The 16708-nt window shown below is 49.2% G+C and carries 24 protein-coding genes; 7 read left to right on the top strand and 17 right to left on the bottom strand.

Going from position 1 to position 16708, the window contains the following annotated elements; genetic code table 11:
• Window positions 1–4 precede the first annotated feature (4 nt).
• On the bottom strand, window positions 5–565 hold the full coding sequence (locus ACSR87_RS06245; protein WP_498529864.1) for a hypothetical protein: 561 nt from the start codon (window positions 563–565) through the stop codon (window positions 5–7).
• A gap of 390 nt (window positions 566–955) precedes the next feature.
• On the opposite strand from ACSR87_RS06245, the gene ACSR87_RS06240 reads away from it, so the two are divergent.
• A complete protein-coding gene (locus ACSR87_RS06240; protein WP_498529863.1) occupies window positions 956–1465 on the top strand; it encodes a metal-dependent hydrolase in 510 nt (169 codons plus the stop codon).
• A gap of 307 nt (window positions 1466–1772) precedes the next feature.
• Window positions 1773–2015, top strand: coding sequence for a hypothetical protein (locus tag ACSR87_RS06235; RefSeq protein ID WP_498529862.1), 243 nt, complete (start codon window positions 1773–1775; stop codon window positions 2013–2015).
• A gap of 9 nt (window positions 2016–2024) precedes the next feature.
• Here the strand turns inward: ACSR87_RS06235 and ACSR87_RS06230 are convergent, their stop codons facing one another.
• From ACSR87_RS06230 to ACSR87_RS06220, 3 genes are all read right to left on the bottom strand, one after another.
• Window positions 2025–2291, bottom strand: coding sequence for a hypothetical protein (locus ACSR87_RS06230; RefSeq protein WP_498529861.1), 267 nt, complete (start codon window positions 2289–2291; stop codon window positions 2025–2027).
• 6 nt (window positions 2292–2297) lie between these two features.
• Complete coding sequence (locus tag ACSR87_RS06225) at window positions 2298–3059, bottom strand: hypothetical protein (RefSeq protein ID WP_498529860.1); 762 nt, start codon at window positions 3057–3059, stop codon at window positions 2298–2300.
• A 115-nt stretch (window positions 3060–3174) separates the two neighbouring features.
• Window positions 3175–3525, bottom strand: coding sequence for a winged helix-turn-helix domain-containing protein (locus ACSR87_RS06220; protein WP_498529859.1), 351 nt, complete (start codon window positions 3523–3525; stop codon window positions 3175–3177).
• 155 nt (window positions 3526–3680) lie between these two features.
• On the opposite strand from ACSR87_RS06220, the gene ACSR87_RS06215 reads away from it, so the two are divergent.
• Window positions 3681–5075, top strand: coding sequence for a DNA methyltransferase (locus ACSR87_RS06215; RefSeq protein WP_498529858.1), 1395 nt, complete (start codon window positions 3681–3683; stop codon window positions 5073–5075).
• A gap of 289 nt (window positions 5076–5364) precedes the next feature.
• Entirely contained in the window at window positions 5365–6663 is a 1299-nt protein-coding gene (locus ACSR87_RS06210) for a hypothetical protein (protein ID WP_498529857.1), read from the top strand.
• Between the two features lie 14 nt (window positions 6664–6677).
• Here the strand turns inward: ACSR87_RS06210 and ACSR87_RS06205 are convergent, their stop codons facing one another.
• Together ACSR87_RS06205 and ACSR87_RS06200 are read right to left on the bottom strand one after the other, a co-directional pair.
• Complete coding sequence (locus ACSR87_RS06205) at window positions 6678–7745, bottom strand: hypothetical protein (RefSeq protein WP_498529856.1); 1068 nt, start codon at window positions 7743–7745, stop codon at window positions 6678–6680.
• 2 nt (window positions 7746–7747) lie between these two features.
• Complete coding sequence (locus tag ACSR87_RS06200) at window positions 7748–8419, bottom strand: hypothetical protein (protein WP_498529855.1); 672 nt, start codon at window positions 8417–8419, stop codon at window positions 7748–7750.
• Window positions 8420–8542: 123 nt separating this feature from the next.
• Between ACSR87_RS06200 and ACSR87_RS06195 the strand changes: the two genes are divergently transcribed.
• Window positions 8543–8731: a hypothetical protein gene (locus tag ACSR87_RS06195; protein ID WP_498529854.1), complete on the top strand. Its 189-nt coding sequence runs from the start codon at window positions 8543–8545 to the stop codon at window positions 8729–8731.
• A gap of 127 nt (window positions 8732–8858) precedes the next feature.
• Here ACSR87_RS06195 and ACSR87_RS06190 read toward each other — a convergent pair whose 3' ends face one another.
• From ACSR87_RS06190 to ACSR87_RS06180, 3 genes are all read right to left on the bottom strand, one after another.
• Window positions 8859–9209: a hypothetical protein gene (locus ACSR87_RS06190; RefSeq protein WP_498529853.1), complete on the bottom strand. Its 351-nt coding sequence runs from the start codon at window positions 9207–9209 to the stop codon at window positions 8859–8861.
• Window positions 9210–9627: 418 nt separating this feature from the next.
• A complete protein-coding gene (locus ACSR87_RS06185; protein WP_498529852.1) occupies window positions 9628–10143 on the bottom strand; it encodes a hypothetical protein in 516 nt (171 codons plus the stop codon).
• Window positions 10137–11561, bottom strand: a complete 1425-nt coding sequence (locus ACSR87_RS06180) for a hypothetical protein (RefSeq protein WP_498529851.1) — start codon at window positions 11559–11561, stop codon at window positions 10137–10139. Before ACSR87_RS06180 ends, ACSR87_RS06185 begins: the two co-directional genes overlap by 7 nt.
• A gap of 228 nt (window positions 11562–11789) precedes the next feature.
• Here ACSR87_RS06180 and ACSR87_RS06175 point away from each other — a divergent pair, with 228 nt between their 5' ends.
• A complete protein-coding gene (locus ACSR87_RS06175) occupies window positions 11790–12299 on the top strand; it encodes a hypothetical protein (RefSeq protein ID WP_498529850.1) in 510 nt (169 codons plus the stop codon).
• Here the strand turns inward: ACSR87_RS06175 and ACSR87_RS06170 are convergent.
• The 7 genes from ACSR87_RS06170 to ACSR87_RS06140 all read right to left on the bottom strand — a co-directional run bounded on the left by ACSR87_RS06170 (window position 12296) and on the right by ACSR87_RS06140 (window position 15172).
• Entirely contained in the window at window positions 12296–13045 is a 750-nt protein-coding gene (locus ACSR87_RS06170) for a DNA-methyltransferase (protein WP_498529849.1), read from the bottom strand. The two genes, ACSR87_RS06175 and ACSR87_RS06170, sit on opposite strands and share 4 nt — an antisense overlap.
• Complete coding sequence (locus ACSR87_RS06165; protein WP_498529848.1) at window positions 13042–13278, bottom strand: hypothetical protein; 237 nt, start codon at window positions 13276–13278, stop codon at window positions 13042–13044. Before ACSR87_RS06165 ends, ACSR87_RS06170 begins: the two co-directional genes overlap by 4 nt.
• Window positions 13275–13694: a hypothetical protein gene (locus tag ACSR87_RS06160; protein WP_498529847.1), complete on the bottom strand. Its 420-nt coding sequence runs from the start codon at window positions 13692–13694 to the stop codon at window positions 13275–13277. Before ACSR87_RS06160 ends, ACSR87_RS06165 begins: the two co-directional genes overlap by 4 nt.
• Before the next feature lie 94 nt (window positions 13695–13788).
• Complete coding sequence (locus ACSR87_RS06155; RefSeq protein ID WP_498529846.1) at window positions 13789–14133, bottom strand: hypothetical protein; 345 nt, start codon at window positions 14131–14133, stop codon at window positions 13789–13791.
• 85 nt (window positions 14134–14218) lie between these two features.
• Window positions 14219–14434, bottom strand: coding sequence for a hypothetical protein (locus ACSR87_RS06150; protein WP_498529845.1), 216 nt, complete (start codon window positions 14432–14434; stop codon window positions 14219–14221).
• Window positions 14431–14772: a hypothetical protein gene (locus tag ACSR87_RS06145; protein WP_498529844.1), complete on the bottom strand. Its 342-nt coding sequence runs from the start codon at window positions 14770–14772 to the stop codon at window positions 14431–14433. The genes ACSR87_RS06150 and ACSR87_RS06145 overlap by 4 nt, the downstream gene beginning before the upstream one ends.
• A 91-nt stretch (window positions 14773–14863) precedes the next feature.
• Window positions 14864–15172, bottom strand: a complete 309-nt coding sequence (locus ACSR87_RS06140) for a hypothetical protein (RefSeq protein ID WP_498529843.1) — start codon at window positions 15170–15172, stop codon at window positions 14864–14866.
• Window positions 15173–15487: 315 nt separating this feature from the next.
• Between ACSR87_RS06140 and ACSR87_RS06135 the strand changes: the two genes are divergently transcribed.
• On the top strand, window positions 15488–16339 hold the full coding sequence (locus ACSR87_RS06135; protein WP_498529842.1) for a hypothetical protein: 852 nt from the start codon (window positions 15488–15490) through the stop codon (window positions 16337–16339).
• A gap of 23 nt (window positions 16340–16362) precedes the next feature.
• Here ACSR87_RS06135 and ACSR87_RS06130 read toward each other — a convergent pair whose 3' ends face one another.
• Entirely contained in the window at window positions 16363–16680 is a 318-nt protein-coding gene (locus ACSR87_RS06130) for a hypothetical protein (RefSeq protein WP_498529841.1), read from the bottom strand.
• Window positions 16681–16708 lie beyond the last annotated feature (28 nt).

Below are 16708 nucleotides of genomic sequence, written 5' to 3'. Positions count from 1 at the left end.
AGAATCAGTCTGCAGGCTGTGCTTGTTGTGTTTGCATCAGCGAGGTGAAGTCCATCAGGTCAGCGTGCGTTCCATAATCGCAGATAACTGTATCTCTGTAGTTCGCAGAACTGCGCCCCTGTACCCAAGGTGGGTTGAACGGCTCGCTCACCTTCTCCACTGTCGCCGCATCCCACAAGCCGATAAATTCTAACGCTTCAATCGTGCGCTCGTGTCGGTCGAGGTCTTCGTAGTCGTCTTCAGCGTATACGCATCGGAGTAACACATAGAAATCGTGGAAGCCGTCGGCGAGGTCAGCGGGAACAATCAAGTCTCGCTCCTCATCATCAATCACCGTTCTCGTTTTCACATCAACTGAGTGTCCTTCAATTAGAAAGTCGCACTCTGTCTTTCCACCAAGATGCTCATAGTCAAAATTCGTCTTCTCTTCTAGAATTCGTTTGAACGCCAGTTCGCCGAGGTCTCCGACATACTTGTCGAAGTCTCGTTCTTTCTTCGTTCGGTCGTAATCTTCTGAGGAAGAGATGCCGTCAGTCTGTGCTTGTTTCCGCAGGTCTTCTGTCACCGCAAGAGAAATCATACTACATATCAATATTCTTATATACTACCCTAAAGCCGCTGCCCGACGGCGAACAGTATTGCGTTCTCAGATATATAACTTACACAACATATTTGGGGATTGACTACAATATTTCAATTGATTGTCTTATGAATCAAAATACTCTTGACGAACTTTTTGATGGAGTTGAATCGAATACTGCGAAACTAATTCTGATGTACCTGCGAAAGGTCGGAAACGCTCCTGTCGATACGATTCGGGAGCGACTCGAACTCTCGCTATCAGAGACTCTCTCAGTACTTTCTGCACTGGAAGAGAAGGGCAAAGTAGTTCAATTAGAACATTCGGCGGGCGACCGATACCAACTCGCTCACATCACTATGTGATAGATTTAACATGCACAGTCAAGGACACAAAGGAATCGCCCTCTTGCTCTACTCGCCCGTCACCTACATCCTGTTAGAAGCAGGGCAACCAGTCTTAACCATCGGCGGACTCGTGATAGTGCTGTTTCTCTCGATGCTTCCAGACAAAGATATGGTCATCGCCCTGCTCCCGCATCGTGGCCCGACTCACACAATTTGGTTTGCAGTCTTAGTTGGTCTTGGACTCGCAGGTCTCGGTATCGGGATTCAGTTCGGACTTGATGAGATTGGAATCGTCGCCGTTGCCGTTCCTGTGGCGTTCCTGTTCTTCATCGGGTTTTGCTCCGTGATGTTCCATATCATCGGCGATGCGTTGAACCCGTCAGGCGTGCGCCCGTACAAACCAGTCTCATCTCACAAGCACGCACTCGGAGTCACGAAATCAGGGAGTTTCATCGGTAACTGGGCGTTCTATATTCTCGGTCTCGTGGCGAACGGAGTTGCAGTTTTCGTCGCTCTCCAACAGCACCTGATGGTGTAACCCCACACCCCACCCTGTCGGCACATAGGCTCAAATCTCTGCACACAGACGACAATATATTGTCGTGTGTGAACAGAGTCAGGAAGAAACTCAGGTAGGCGTGACGGCGATTATCTCGTTGCACTTGTAGCAGGAGTGATAGCAATATCCAGAGATTTCTTTTCGGTTGAACTTGACTGGCTTAACATCTTTACTGCAAGACGGGCAGGATGGGTACGCCATATCGCAGCTGCAAGCTACACAGGGTACATATAGCCTGGGTAGAGATTCAACACATCTTCTTAAGCGTCGAAAGCAACCTACGAGTATGAGTCAATACGATATCGGGTCTCTCGTTTTCGATGCTGGTGATGACGGAATCACAGCAGATGCGATAATCCGCAAAACTGGACTTGTCGAAAGCACTTGCCGAACGAGCCTCATCAAGCTCGAACAGAAAAACATCGTTGAGAGAGACGGCAGCAGGTACTACCCACACCCTGAAGCAACTGAAGAAGACCTCGAACGAATCCGCCCTCGAACTATCTCCGAACTCAAAGACGATTCGTGAGCGGATTAATTACCGTGCGAACTTGTAGACGACTTCGTTCCCGTCCTTGTTCTCAGCTACATCGATTCCTTTGAACCCGTGACCAGCGATTGAATCGGGTAGCGGACGCCTCGCACGATAGGCGTACACGATATCGGGCAGACAGCATACATCAACACCTGTCTCCTCCATCGCTCGTTCAAGGTCATCCCGAGTGAAGGTCAGTTCACGGTTGATACCGTTCGCTTCCGCTTCATCCTCGAACACCTGTTTGATGATGGTGTCGTACTTTCCCATCGTGATTCACTCCGATTCGAAGTCGTACTTCCAGACTCTATCCGTCTCCACCTTGTCCTCTCCTTCGCTGTCCTGGAACACCTCGAACTCGAACAGGTAGAAGTACCCGTCCTCGTCCAGCTTCACAGCGAGCGTCCGCACTGAATCAGGGTAGTTACTCTTCTCCTCGATGCCCCGAGTGTTGCGGATGAGTTGGTTCCGATTCAGCGTCTCACCTTCTCCCTTCGCTTCGACAGCGAGAGCGATGTGGTTGCCGTCGTCATCGACGCCGACATACAGGTCGTCCAGCTCGGCCTCACGCCCACGCACACGCATCCGCAGGTGCGACTGCAGGTGGTATGTGTCGAGTCCTGTGAAGTCGTCCAGCAGTCCAGCGTACCGAACTTGCGTCAGCGCACCCTGTTCGTCCTTCCCGATGTATTTGCGGACAGGCTCGGGCAGAGCGTTCGTACTCGTTTGGTGCGTCTCGTCCACGACTTCGGGAACAGGAATCAGCTGCTCCGTCTTCGTGAACATGTAAGTCGGGTCTTCACCCTCTCGCTTGTCATCGATGACGACCGCTGTGTACCCGTACTGAGAGATTTCGTCAGGGAGCGGGCGACGACTCCGATACGCATACGGAATATCAGGTACATTGCCGACACTGATATCCAGGTCTTCCATCGCCATCTCGATGTGGTCTCGGTGGAACGGAATCTCTTCTTCTGTTCCGTACTCCTCGGCTTGGTGGTCGAACACCCACTTGATGATTGGTTCGTATTTTGCCATCGGCAGGTTCGAATTGCAGTGGGTGGAAGCTAAAAGTATCGCAGAGTTGACATAACTTCGAATATAATCGCTTCTAGTCTTCGCAGATACTCGGTTCTCGTGCGAAAAAAGAGAGTTAGAACGGCGATGCTACATCCGACTCGCCGAGGTAGAAGTTGTAGTCATCAGGAACAACATCGAGCTGCACCATCACACCGTTTTCATCGTATGCGAGAACGAACTCGTCCCGAGGACGGTTTCCTGGTCCTCGCTCCCGTGATGACTTGACTAAACCCGCTTCCTCTAACTGATTTAGATTCTTCTTGATGCTCTCTTTCGTAACCTCGAAGTCATCGTCCAGTTCGGGCGCAGATACGGGTTGCCGCTCACTCACTTCTTTTAACAGTTTCAACCGCACTTCCGACTGTAACGCCTTGAACACCTTCGCTTGCTGTTTGAAATCCTCTGCTCCAATATCGTCGCTCATAGCCCAGACTCCAGACGCTGTATATAAAATATCTCGTGAGAACCCGAGCAAACAATTAGCTATAACACGACTGTCTTCGAAGATGCTCTTGTCTTGGCCCGACTAATTGCGAAGATACTACCAGCCAGCCAATCACATAACCTTAAAAGAGAACGATGACTACCACTCCAAACAACGAGGCACTCAGCTTGAAACACCAGTCAAATATCGGTCGCCTGGACGATGTGGATATCCACGATTGGTACAGGTTCGTCTACGCATACTCTGACCGCATCATCACAGGTTTAGTTGATGAGTTTGGCATCACGGAAGATGACCTGCTCATCGACCCGTTCAACGGGACAGGCACGACCACGCTCGCCGCCAAGAAACTCGGCATCGATAGCATCGGCACGGACACTTCGCCCGCATCCGTCCTCTCCGCTCGATGCAAGACGAACTGGGATGTAGACCTCGACGAGTTCCGTCGTCGCCGCTCCAAGCTCCTGAACACGATTCAACCTATCTTCAAAGAAATTTCCTCGCAGGGCAACACCACGCTTGACTCGTTCGGCGATTCGGACGGCGAAGATATCGACTTAAGCAAGTACGACTTCGAGGAACCGAAGAAGACGCCGAAAGGATGGCTCTCTGAGAAGCCGCTCAAGAAGATGAAGGTGCTGAAGTACCACATCGAGGAGTTGCCCGACGACGAAGTTACAGACCTCCTCAAACTGGCGATGATTGCGATTCTTCCTGAGGATGTTGGCAATGTACGCTTCGGTCCTGAAGCAACCCGTGACCGCAAGCAAGAGGGTGACAAGGATGTATTCCTCTTCTTCAAGAACAAACTCGCCGAAATCGAAGAAGACCTTGAGAGTGTCCAGGCGGCTGTTGAATCAGGTGAAGTTGAACCAGGTGACACCGAAGTAATTCGTGCGGACGCTCGCCAACTTGCAGACACACTTCGTGACGAGTCAGAACTCCTGAAGACGGACAAGCACGACGGCGAAGTGGACTACCTCATCACTTCACCACCATACCCCGCCGAACACGACTACACGAGAAACCAGCGGCTCGAACTCATCTGGCTCAACGCCGCTGACGATAACAAAGACCTGCAGAAAATCAAGAAGGCGAACATCCGCTCACACACCAAGAACATCTATGTCGCCGACGATGAGGGCGAGCAGGTCAACATCAGAGAGAACGACCGAGTGGACTCCATCGTGAGTGAGATGGAGCAAATCATCGTTGACGAAGATATCTCCCACGGCTTCGGGAAGTACTACCCACGAGTTATCGAGGAGTACTTTGCGGGGATGCAACACCACTTCGAGCAGGTCTACGATTTGCTTGCTCCTGGTGGAAAGGCGGCATATGTCGTCGGTGACTCAGGGAGTTACTGGCAGGTCGAAGTAGAGACGGCAGAGATTCTTGGCGAGCTTGCTGAGAACCGAGTTGGATTTGAAGAACCTGAGATACGACTCTGGCGGAATATGGCTGCGACGACGGCTGACTACGACGATGTTGAAGAAAACATCTTGATTCTGACGAAGCCTGAAGAGTGACCTGACCACTTCAGAGAGATTATTTTTATTTTTCCACTGACTCGTGAAGAGAGAGTTAAGACAAAACAACGGAGAATTGAAGAAGGTAGTTAGAGCGGCTGACGCCGCCAAATTGAAACTGACCCCGCTCCTGTGAGACAGTAAGAGAAGTTCGCTTCTACACTACTATTACTATACTATATCTTATGTACTATTTACTGTATTAGTTATAGTATACTATGGTTCTAACTTCACTCATCAAGTCCACTTAGACAGAAGGTTAATAGGGTAGTATTTCTTATATGTTTGTATGAAGGTAAGTTCTACTCTTTCCCGACAAGACGCAACGACAGAGAGAAAGCTCACACTCCCTAATTTCGTGTATTTCGGGCTTCGTGATACCGCCCGTTCGCAGAACAAGGAGTTTTCGCAAGGTAAGGTACTGTATGAGATTCTCCACTTTGACCGAGAGAAACCGTGTACGGACGATATCTCGGAGATTGAGGAGTTTGTAGACCGACGGCTCGCTCAAGTTCTTGGAGAGAGCGTTCCACAGCTCGTAGAAAAAATAAAAATAACCGATGTGGACGGTCGAGAGACGCTTTCAAACGAAGTTCCCGACGCCCTCGAACCGACCGAGAATTCTAATACACAAGTTCGTGTCCGATTACCTGATTCAACCTGGGAACAGATTCACTCAGAGAAGCAGCGGTATATCGGCGAGTGGATTATTCCATCAGTAGTTTCGTTTCAGGAGTCAGCGTTCAACTCACGCACTGAACGCATCAACTGCAAACGAGAACTCGTGGATTATCTTCAAGATGAAGTTGATGTTGAGGAGATAGATTCAGAGGTTGCGTATGCGTGCGTGACGGGCGATTCTGACCGCTTCGATGGTGTGGTTGAAGTACACGATATAATCCAACGAGAGACGGCGACAGAGTGGTCTCAGGATATTACAGTTGAGCAGTTGCGGGCGATGAGTCAGGAAGGTCTGAAAGGTATTGGTCTTGGCCAGAAATCTGGAGATGAGAACACATCCGCCCGTGAAGAAAGAGTGCGGGCGTTGGAAACAGCGATTGAGAACTCTGGTTTGGAGCCATCTGAAGAAGATATGCGAGAGCTGATTGAGGAAGTCTACGATATTCGGACAGATGCAACTGTGGACAAGTATATGGAGTTTGTAGATATGAGTTGGCGAGGTGACGCTGAGTTGACTGGCGTTGCTGATGCGATGAGTGAAGCGTTTGAGACGGTCTTAGACGACCTCGACTTATCTGAAGAGTGGGAGGAGAAAGCCCGAGAACACTCTCTTGAGGAAGTCTTCCGAGTTGACCTTAACGGAGTTGAAGGATTCCACGAAGACCCAGAGGCGGCATATGAGGCGCTTGTTGAGGAATTCAGCGAACCAGAAAGTGATGAGGTTGTCCTGAAGAAGAAAGAAAAGAAAGGCATCGATGTGAGGAAACTCGATAAAAACTTATCAAGTCGAGTCCGCTCCGAGTTCTCTGATTATGTGGATAGACTCAAGAGAGAGGTTAACTGGATGGAAGATTTGAACGAGGTTTCGACGCCTTCAGGATTGCGTATCATCCGACACAGTTCTTGAGCGTTGATGGCTTCTCAAGACTCTTTTTCCGTTTCTTCGCTCTCTACTTCGTCTTCAGAATCATCTTCCTCTCGGGGGTCAGGGTGGCGAATTGCCGAATCATCATCCTCGAATACTTTGAGGCCGTGTCCGCTCGGCGTGAAGAACTTGATTGGAATTGTATCTACTACTTCAGCCCCTTCGAGACGGGTGAGTAACATCTCGATGGTGACTGTATATCCTCGGAGCGTGTCGATGGCGATTGGGCTGTGTTTGTAGTCGTGCCGAACATCGTAGATATTGAATTGTTCCTCATCCGTTTCTTCGTCATATGAAACAAGTTCCACAGAGGCAGCTGTATCAGGTGAATTATTGAGCACGAGAAGATAGTGACTGCCGTTCGTGAACTTCTGCAAGCGGTCGTTTGAGAGTTGGTTCTGTAGTTGTTTGTGTATCTCGTATGGGAGTGGCTTCGAGCGGAGATTGTAGAGTGTTCGCCGTACTCTTTCGATGGCGTCTTTCACTCTCGTAGCGGTCGTGTTGAGAAGTCGTTGTGGGAGCGATTGTCGCTCTACCTCAAGTAGCTCCTTCAGTCGGTCAGCTTCTTCCTCGATATACAACGCCCGCATCGAGTAGTAATTCGTGAACGGAGCAGAGGCGATGAGGTCTCGACAGTCACGCCAATCAGAGATGATTTCACTCATAGCGTCTTTCATCTCTTCGGTGGCGTTCTGGTGGTTCCTGTACTTCTCTAACTCCTCAACACGCTCTTCCATCTTCTCGACGGTTCTCTTTCGGTCATCAGAATCTGGGTGATTGTCTGCGTACTCCCAAGCGTTCTGAACGCCGTTCGCAGTCCGCTCTACCTTATTCAGCCAGTCTTTCTTATCCTGTGATGGAAACCACTCCTCTCGAAGTGCAACTCTTGACACGAGGAGGAGGAGAACGACGACGCCTCCGATTCGCATCCACCCGAGTACTGAGTTGACGACGAGCTGCTCAGCAAATCCTGCCAAGAGAGGTGGATAAAAATCGGCGGCACTCGGGATACCGATAAGGAGTACCGTTGCGAGAACAGAGATTTTTGTCCACTTATCCGCCATCGTTAGTGGAAGCAGTTTGTGCTAACTTGCTCGTCGTCCACGACCTCGGCGTACTCTTCCCAAATTCGCTGAGGAGTTACTTTTTCGTCTTCCCCGATGCGGTCAAGGAGATTTTTAAGTGAGTAATCTTCACCAGTACTCTCCACTATCCGTCCGATATGCCGTTCGAACAAGTTCTCCGCTTCGTCGTGTTGTCCTGAATCTCGTGTGGCCGTGTGTCCACACTCATCGGTGGGACACTCCCACACTCTTCTTGTCGTTGTTGAACTGGCGTAACTGGGTTTTCGTCTCCGCCCTCCGCTTGGCATATCATACGACTCTTTTTTCATCGGAGTCTGGCACTTCGGGCATATCTGCTTATACTCAACATCAGTATTCACAACCTTGCCTCTGGAGAGTGCAGCTGTCCCTTTCCAAGCAATATCGTCTGTCTGGATGCAACCTTCGATGGCGTCAACTCGTTCAGCGTCTGTTGTTTCTGACTCTCCTCGGAGATACCATCCGAGCGTGAATCCGAGGAATAGTATTCCAGCTCGCCCCATCCAAGTGAAGATGAGTGTGAGTGGGAGCCAACCAAGAAAATCTGTGAATAGTGGGAGATAGAAGTTTCCAATCGCAGGAATTCCGACGAATAGAATCGTGAGTATAATCGAGATTTTCGTGCCTCTATTCATCAAGTGGAGACAATCAGTCTGGTTTAAAGTAACTACTGGACGGGCTGACCGCCACGCCTCTAACCCTTCCACTCGTATCTTGATGTACAGATGAATTCTCAAGACTACTTGACGAAAGCACAGATGATGCTCGAACAGCCACGCAACTACAGCCTCGATGAATTTGTTGATGTAATCACCGAGGTTGGTATTCAGGGCGAAGACCAGCTCGCCGACGACCTCGAAGAAGTGTATGTTGAACAGATGCAGAAGCGAGACCAAGACCCAGATGAAGCGTTTGAGGTTGATGACGAGTTCAAGCAATTCGCCTGAGAGCACAGGCTCGCTACTGACTCTTTCTTAGCCGCTCTACTGCTTGTTTTCGGAGAGTACTAACTCCGTTCTGTTTGAATTCGGGCGTTAGAAGCGTTCTCTGTTGCCCCGTCGCCAGCCTGTGCTCTCAGAAGCCCGAGCTATGAATTTTGATTCGGAGTCCGACCGCCGCAAGTGCGAGACCGCCGTAAATCAGAATATCAAGTGTACTCAGTAGACCCGCTTCGAGGAAGATTGGGATGGCGAGATAGATGCCGATGACAACGCCTGCAAGATATCCCCACGACCAGTATCGAGACGCATCCACCGTCATCACCGCAGAGACGATAGAGACGGGAATAACCCACCAGAAGATACCTGCAGGAAAGATTCCTTGTTCGACCAGCAGCGGGACGAGTTCGCTAATCAGGAGAGCAACGATGACGGTCTCGACAATCATCCCAAACCCACGCTCAAGACCGTGGTCCATCCCAGGCATATATCAACTACTCATCAATCTAATTACGAGAGTGTTTCGCCGAGGCGAGCTTGTCTTCTCTAAGAAATCAGAAGCGGTTGAACAGACAAAAAAGAGTTGCGCCGACGGCCACTCCCACGAAGAACACAACGCCCACAAGAAGCCCACCAGCGTAGGCTTCCGCATCCCGAGTCGCCGAGGAAGAATATTCGTTAGTCATCGAAACCACTCGCACCCTGGCGAGATACTTTCTGAGCGAGACTCTGAATCGGCATCTGCTTAGTCGCATACATCTCACCACCACAGTCTGGACACTCGAAATCGAATTTAGGGCCAGCGTCTATCATCCACCGACCACCACAGTCGGTGCAGACAAAGACTGTGAGTGGAGCGACGAGAAGAAGACTAATCAACAGCACGACGAGAAATCCAATTCCGCTCATGAGGCATCACCCGCTTCCGTGCGAGTAAAGTCTAAATATTGAGTTCGAGATTCTAAGTCGAACTCGTGGTATTCATCAGGTGCTTCACCACCTCGAATTACTGGTAGTGGGAACGCTCCTATCCAGTACTCTTTCACACCACCATCGATGAGGATTTTGAGCGTTGTATTCCAGTTCTCGTCTATCTCGATGAAACAGTCTGCAGACCACTTTTTAAACTCGTATGGTTCCCATGCAAAGTTTCCGAGACTGATTCGCTTCTCGCTACCCAAATCACGGTATCCAATTTGTTCGTAGTCTTTGAGGAGGAGTGCGGCTTGTCGCTCCTGTTCTTCTGTTGCGGCATCAATTTTAACGAATACCTCGTCTCCATCGGTTGCTCTATTTAGCGAGTCGATGATACTGACAGGTTTGGAGCGAGCGTGATGTTTTATGCCAGCGATAGGAATCATCAGAGTTCCGAGACCCATCCATCGAGTCCTGTTGATATAGTAGCGGAATTTCTCTAACATGAGGTATCCCCCGCAGATGCGAGGCTCATCTGAACGATAGTCTCAGTTGACCCACGGTCGAGGTCGTTGTCTACTGCAATCTTGGCGAGGTCGCACTTCGCCGACCAGTCTAACTCAGAGAACCCATCCACTTCAACGAAGTTGAAGTCGAGTTCACTCTCAAGATTATCGAGGTAGAATTGTGGTGGGAGCCGCTCGTCTGGTTGGAAGAGGTCGTCATCATCAGCGAAGTCGATGATTCGACTAACTGTTTTAGATTCGGTCGGCGTGTAGCTTTCTTCGTAGGTGGAGAGGTCTCGGTCGGGATTTAAAACGAAAGTATATTCGTTCCCTTTTTCGAGATTACTAATCCAAGTCTTCTCACTTCCCTGGAGTTTAACCGTCTCCACGGTTTCACCATCGTCTTCGATTTCGAGGATTCCGTGTGTGACTGGCTTCCCGTCGAGTTTGTGTGTGAGTTCTAAATCGACCTTCTCTTCTTCAACCTCACCAGCGGCAAACTGTTCGGCGGCGTTTCGGGCGGCATCCGCTTCTTCCTGAGTCAATCCAAAGAATTCAGCAAAAGATGGCTCGTCATCTTCAAACTCAGCCCGTGGGTATTCCTCAGGGGAATCTTCTACATCATCTTCTTCAGCGTATTCATCGAGAACAAGAACTACTTCTTCGTCTTCTTCAATTTGCGTTAGGATTTCGTTCGCTTCAGCTGGTGAGTCTACTCTGTCAATATCTGATGATTCTACTCGCTCGAAGAAATTCAGAATCCGTTGGAATCCTGATGGTGAGTCATCTTCATCTTCAAACTCAGCTTGTGGATACGCTTCAGGAGGTTTGCTGAAATCAAAGCAGGTGATGAACTCTTGTGCATCGAACGAGCGGCTTGCTGGTCTGAAATATGAGTTGAAGAAACCAGTAGTCGTGTTTAAGACCGTTTTTCCTCCAGATAAGCGATATTCGTCGTCAGCAATTTCCTTCATCCATGTGTGGAAATCCCATCCTGTAGTTTTAACCAAGATAGTGTGATGACCTCGCTTTCGCATCTCGGTCACAAACTGATATGCGTCATCTACACACCCTGCGTACTCGTCAATCAGAATCGTGAATTCTTGTTCTGGGTGTTCTTCGAGAATTGCTTCTACTCCTCTCCAAGATACTGCGTGGAACGCATCTTCTAGTGATTCAAGATTAGAGATGAGTGGATTATCATCTTCCTCAGCTAGTTTGACTCCGTAAGTAGTCTTACCTGCTCCTTTCTCTCCTGTAATCAGAGATAGCCACTTATTGACTGTCTCTTCTTCTCGTTCTTCCTGTAGTTCTCTAATCCTACTCTCTAATCTCCCTATCTGCTGTTCGTGGAACTCTATCGCTATTCGTAACTGTTCTACTTCTCGTTCTGTGTTGAAATCAAAATCAGAACTCATACTATATATTACATATTCTATACCTATTAAATTTGTGTCACTTAGTGGCGTTGAGAGCCTTAACTACATCTTGAGTGTGGTGCTGTTATTGTTGGTTAACGCAGGGTGTGTCTTGTCTAATTATGTCGCTATCGTCGGTTTTGCTTCTGAGAGTGTCTGAAGAGCGCCTGAATATCTTGAGCCGTTACCAAGGTTCTCTGGGGTTGGAGAACAGTATCTTAGATTGATATGAATATCAGAATCGAAGAGAAACTCATCCTCGAATCGCTCTATGAGAACAACCGTCCACTCTCCACGACCGAACTCAAGTCCTCGACTGGAATCGGAACAGATGCAATCGGATACTCTGTCAGGGAGAAGCTCGAACCTGAGGGAATCATCGAGTTTTGGTATGAGGAGCGGCAGGGAACAGAAACGAGAGTCCACGAGTTAACGGACTATGGGGTTGCAGAGATTGAGCGTGGGTTAATTGGAGATATCTTCACAGACGATAGCGCAGACCCTGAGCGAGTTGCACTTGAAGCGAGAATCGATGAACTCGAAGAGCAACTCGAACAGGTGCAAAACAAGGCCGAGGCGAACAAGCAGTTGTTAGATGAAGTACGAAGTCGAGTTGAGCAGGTTGCTGATGTAGTGAAGGAGAATCGTGTACGAGTGAACGGAATCAGGTGGGCGCTTGAAGAGACAGGAATTAAAGTCGTCCAATATGTGAAGCGAGTGAAGAACAGCGAGAATTAGAAATCGTCAAGCGTCGGTTGCTTGGCTTCATGGAGCCGTTCTTCTGCTAGTTCAATATACTCTTCTAACATCTCGATGCCGATACAATCTCGGTCGTTATTGACACAAGAGACAGCAGTTGTGCCGCTTCCACTGAACGGGTCAAGAACAGTATCTCCTTCTTCCGAGTACTCGTCAAGCACTCGGTCAGCGAGCTCAACGGGGAACGGCGCAGGATGTTCGGATTCCTGTGGCGACAGACAGCGAATCGACCAGAGATTGTCCTCGACCCAATCGTCAGAGTCTCCTTCTCCTTTCTTGAAGACGAGAACGAATTCAGTCACATCGTCAGGATAGTAGTAGCCTGGATACGGGTTTTGAATCAATACTCCTGACCGATGGCCTGTCGCTATCACCTTGTCCCAGACGATATCCATCACAAACTCCCAGCCAATCTTCTCCATCAAGTGGGTCAAATCCCCTGGCAAGTTCAAGCGGCGACCGTCTTCTCTGATGAACGAGATATTGATAGCACAGTACCCGCCGTCACAGGTCTGCTCGTAGACAGCCTCGAAGCAATCTTCCATCAGAGCCATCCAGTCCTCGTAGTCTTCGTCGGTTGTCGTCCAGTAGTCTACACTCTCATCTACATCGCCCTCATAGTCGATAGCGTTGTAGTACGGAGGGGAGGTGAAGGTGAGGTCTATCTCTTCATCCAGCTCGGGGATGACTTCTGTACAGTCGCCTTGGATGATGGTGGCCGTCATAACTCATCAGGAGCGGCCACTCCGTTAACAGAGAGTATATCTACGACAATCCAGCCTTGATGGTTTTTGCCGAGTTCGTACTCGATTTCGTCGCCCACCTGCAGGTCGAGGTCTCGGCCAATAATCGTCTCGTTAAGAATTGGTTCGATATCGTTTGGGATATGTTCAGGATTAGAGACGAGTCCGAAACCGTCCTGTTCGTCCCAGAGCGTGATTGTGCCGCTGGCAATCATGCGGCATCTGGAGCATCACCTCCGTTGAGTCGTGGGCGGTCGTAGTTGTAGAACGGGAAGTCGAACTTGAATTGAACTCGAATCGTGTCGCCGTCGGAATCTACTCGATGCCACCGCACATCTACATCGACTACTTCATCAGCGTCGATTTCAGGAAGCAACTGTTGTGCCTCCTCGCTTGGGAGTGTGTCGAACTCTAATTCACCATCAATTTCAGATGGGTCGTAGTAAGCCTCGAATTCGCCTGTGTCCGTGTCTGCTTCAATTGAGTCTCGGATGAGGGCACTGTTGTAGCAGACGGTCATCATCTGAGCGTAACGGTCACAGGAGCGACGGCCCTGCTCGTCTCGGTCGTACTCTCGTTCAGTTGGTTTGCTTGCTGTACTTCCGTCGGATGTTGTTGTGTTTCCGTTCATAGTTTGATTCTCCTTCTTTGTAGAGCGGCAGAGTTTCTCGGTGGTGTGTAAGGGGCGATAGCGGAATCGAACCGCTTGGATAGCACCAGCACGCTTAGATTGTGTATGCGGAGTTTCCGTGACGGAGCCGTTCAACTCCTTTCTGGAAAAATTCGAGTGCAGATTCAAAGTCTTCGTTGAATATTTTCTTTCGAGTTTCGTCGCCATCTTGGAGTTTAACTATCCAGCCTCGGGTGAAGTCTTCACCTCGGGTCATATCGTAGAACAACCTCACTTCCTGCGTGTGTCCGTAATCACCGACACCTTCGACGCTTACATCTAAATCTGTTAATCGGTCTGTAGATTCGATTCCGAATTTGTCCGTAAGTTCTCTGTATAATTCTCGGAGTTTATCTCGCCGTGCGTTATACTCTTCTGAATCATATTGTAATTCTGTCATAACTACATATATACATATGTATCCATATCCTCTTAAAGCTTTCGGAGCGAATAACTGTGAAATTAAGTTGGGATGAGAAAGAGAATCAGAAGGTGCGGACGAAGTGTTTGCCGTCCTCAGAGTGCTTGACGAGACCTTCTTTTCGGAGTGTCGTGAGGACGCCCCGCACCGTTTGCTTCGAGACAGATTCATCAAATCGAGCTTCAACGAGTTCCTGAATATGCTTCACCTGAAACTCTTCATCTGGTTCCATCTCCACAATCTGAAGCCAGACTTTATCTCGGGTTGTGTAGGTTCTCATCTGAAATCACCCGCACGCTGGCGAGAATCGGTGTTGATGACGAATTGAATCTGGTGTCGTTCGAGGCCGTCGTGGAGGACTATCGAGAATCCTTCTGGCGTCCACCAGAATTCGAGGATTTGTCCTGCGCCCTCGAACACTTGCGAGAACACATCCATCTGTCCTTCGTACACATACACGAGGTCGTCCAGGTGGAACTCTGCAGTTTGGACTGGACTCTCGATGGCGAGTTGGTCGCCGTCTCGGTAAACGAACACTCGGTCGCCCCTGTTGGCGTTAACAAGATTATCTGAGCGTACTATACTACTGTTCTGAGTTGTGTGTTGTTTCGTACTCATAGTTCTATTCTCCTTCTTCAGAGCGGCAGAGTTTCTCGGTGGTTTGGAGAAGCGTTAGCAGAATCGAACTGCTTGGATAGCACCAGCACGCTTAGAGGTTGTACGATTTCCACTCACCAGTGAGTGTGATAGCGGCGAAGGTACGACCGCCACCTTTCGAACACACCTGAACTTCGATATCGTCGTCTTCGTCTGTCAACTCTTCGAGACCGAACGAATCGAATTCTCGAACAGCCATCTCAACATCTACTTTGATTTGACAGTCAGTATGATTCATCGAGCCGACCTCATATTCGAGAACTTCGAATTCAGTTGCTTCTTCGGCTACTTCGAGAACTCGGTTGAGAACTGTTGCTTCTGTTACTGTGCTATCGTTATGTTGACTTTCTGTCATCATCACATATATACATATGTACCCACGCTCCCTTAAAGCTTTCGGAGCGAATAACTGTGAAATAAAGTCTGTGAGCGTCGATTTACGCAAGTAGAGCAAGATTCGTTCACTCAAATTGCGAAAATCAAGAGGTCTCGCTCAGATTGGATTGAGAAGGTCTGTACATATGTATACAGGCAGACTTGGAGCGTTCAACTTCCCTGAGCTACCTTGACGCCGCCGCCCGCCGCACTAAGCACCGCTCAGAGGCTTCTACCACAACAATTCAGATGTAATCGAGTGGGAAGAATTGAAAGTCCATCAGCGTGAGCGTCAACTAAGATGGCTCAATCTCCTTCGTGGCTTCAAATCATCACCTCTTCTCTCATCCTTCCTGCCGTTGTTGCCTTCCTCGTCTCAATATATGAATCACGCCGCCAGGATAACCGAGACCGTGGTAACTGGTTCGACAACATCATCTCTGCCGCCAGTGGGATTGACAGAGCGTGGTACAAACCTTCTGAGTTGACTACTGAGAAGCAGCAGAACACAATCGAGACTGTGACGGAGTATGTAGACCGACTGAAGGAGCGGAAGAATAGTGTTCTCTCCTCTTCTGAACTAACAGAGGCGATTGAACTTCTTGACCGAAAGTGGATAGATGCTAAAGGTTCGCTTCCTGCGAGTAAGAGTAGCCTCTACGAGAATCACGGGAGTTCTGTTCAACGGAAGGCTCGACAGGTGAAATACATCGCCGAACAGAATCAACCCAAATCTCTTCGAGAACGCCTCGCTCAATACCGTCCGCATCCAATAGACCGCCTCCAACACTTCCGAGAACTGGGTTTCGAGCGAGGTCGTGTGTGCCGCTTCTCCTCCGACAACATCGCTGTACTCAAAGACTTCTTCTCAGTTGAGGAAATCAACCAGATTGAGAAAGGTGAGAAGACGATTCGAGTTACAAGTCCGTTTGACTCTCGTTTCTGTGTCCGTCATACGGATTCAGGAAAAACTCGATTCATGTCGGTCGATGGGTTCAGCAGGCGTTCATCGGGACGGATGCGCTTCTCGTTTCGAACTTTCTCGATTGAGGAAGACCAACTCATACAGGAGCTAAAATACGCTCACGATTGGGAGTTGGAGGATATGGAGAAGACACGGGAAATTGTATTTGAGTACGGAGAAGTCTCCTGAATCAGTCTCCCAAGAGCAGGTATTCAGTTGAAGGAATCGTAGATTGCTCTGAGAAAGACGAGTCCCCAGATACCGATGGCAACCATCATCAGCGGAGAAATATTTTGAAGCGTACTGTTGACTGCAGGTGTGAGTCTCGGGACGAGATAAGCAGATATCGCAGCTACGGCTAACCCGCTAATCACCCACCGCCAGAAATCGTTGTCTTCGGTGATGAACTTCTTCGTGTTCGGATGTTGTGGTTGACCTGCGCCGTGGTCTTGCCCACGAACTTGATTAGCAACATAGAGGCCGAGGAGAAGTGCGATGATTCCAGAGAGAGTCCAGCTCGGAAGTTGCATAGAACGGTCTATTTTCTAACTCAATATA

Source organism: Haloferax sp. SDI50 (genome assembly GCF_059802635.1).
This window is presented reverse-complemented; position numbering and strand designations above follow the sequence as displayed.

Excerpts from the sequence above, each read along its gene's own strand:
- ACSR87_RS06165 (WP_498529848.1), bottom strand. The coding sequence starts at position 13,278 with ATGATTGCCAGCGGCACAATCACGCTCTGGGACGAACAGGACGGTTTC.
- ACSR87_RS06205 (WP_498529856.1), bottom strand. The coding sequence starts at position 7,745 with ATGGCGGATAAGTGGACAAAAATCTCTGTTCTCGCAACGGTACTCCTT.
- ACSR87_RS06155 (WP_498529846.1), bottom strand. The coding sequence starts at position 14,133 with ATGACAGAATTACAATATGATTCAGAAGAGTATAACGCACGGCGAGAT.
- ACSR87_RS06150 (WP_498529845.1), bottom strand. The coding sequence starts at position 14,434 with ATGAGAACCTACACAACCCGAGATAAAGTCTGGCTTCAGATTGTGGAG.
- ACSR87_RS06225 (WP_498529860.1), bottom strand. The coding sequence starts at position 3,059 with ATGGCAAAATACGAACCAATCATCAAGTGGGTGTTCGACCACCAAGCC.
- ACSR87_RS06195 (WP_498529854.1), top strand. The coding sequence starts at position 8,543 with ATGATGCTCGAACAGCCACGCAACTACAGCCTCGATGAATTTGTTGAT.
- ACSR87_RS06190 (WP_498529853.1), bottom strand. The coding sequence starts at position 9,209 with ATGCCTGGGATGGACCACGGTCTTGAGCGTGGGTTTGGGATGATTGTC.
- ACSR87_RS06200 (WP_498529855.1), bottom strand. The coding sequence starts at position 8,419 with ATGAATAGAGGCACGAAAATCTCGATTATACTCACGATTCTATTCGTC.
- ACSR87_RS06210 (WP_498529857.1), top strand. The coding sequence starts at position 5,365 with ATGAAGGTAAGTTCTACTCTTTCCCGACAAGACGCAACGACAGAGAGA.
- ACSR87_RS06230 (WP_498529861.1), bottom strand. The coding sequence starts at position 2,291 with ATGGGAAAGTACGACACCATCATCAAACAGGTGTTCGAGGATGAAGCG.
- ACSR87_RS06180 (WP_498529851.1), bottom strand. The coding sequence starts at position 11,561 with ATGAGTTCTGATTTTGATTTCAACACAGAACGAGAAGTAGAACAGTTA.
- ACSR87_RS06145 (WP_498529844.1), bottom strand. The coding sequence starts at position 14,772 with ATGAGTACGAAACAACACACAACTCAGAACAGTAGTATAGTACGCTCA.
- ACSR87_RS06235 (WP_498529862.1), top strand. The coding sequence starts at position 1,773 with ATGAGTCAATACGATATCGGGTCTCTCGTTTTCGATGCTGGTGATGAC.
- ACSR87_RS06215 (WP_498529858.1), top strand. The coding sequence starts at position 3,681 with ATGACTACCACTCCAAACAACGAGGCACTCAGCTTGAAACACCAGTCA.
- ACSR87_RS06160 (WP_498529847.1), bottom strand. The coding sequence starts at position 13,694 with ATGAACGGAAACACAACAACATCCGACGGAAGTACAGCAAGCAAACCA.
- ACSR87_RS06240 (WP_498529863.1), top strand. The coding sequence starts at position 956 with ATGCACAGTCAAGGACACAAAGGAATCGCCCTCTTGCTCTACTCGCCC.
- ACSR87_RS06220 (WP_498529859.1), bottom strand. The coding sequence starts at position 3,525 with ATGAGCGACGATATTGGAGCAGAGGATTTCAAACAGCAAGCGAAGGTG.
- ACSR87_RS06175 (WP_498529850.1), top strand. The coding sequence starts at position 11,790 with ATGAATATCAGAATCGAAGAGAAACTCATCCTCGAATCGCTCTATGAG.
- ACSR87_RS06170 (WP_498529849.1), bottom strand. The coding sequence starts at position 13,045 with ATGACGGCCACCATCATCCAAGGCGACTGTACAGAAGTCATCCCCGAG.
- ACSR87_RS06185 (WP_498529852.1), bottom strand. The coding sequence starts at position 10,143 with ATGTTAGAGAAATTCCGCTACTATATCAACAGGACTCGATGGATGGGT.
- ACSR87_RS06130 (WP_498529841.1), bottom strand. The coding sequence starts at position 16,680 with ATGCAACTTCCGAGCTGGACTCTCTCTGGAATCATCGCACTTCTCCTC.
- ACSR87_RS06135 (WP_498529842.1), top strand. The coding sequence starts at position 15,488 with ATGGCTCAATCTCCTTCGTGGCTTCAAATCATCACCTCTTCTCTCATC.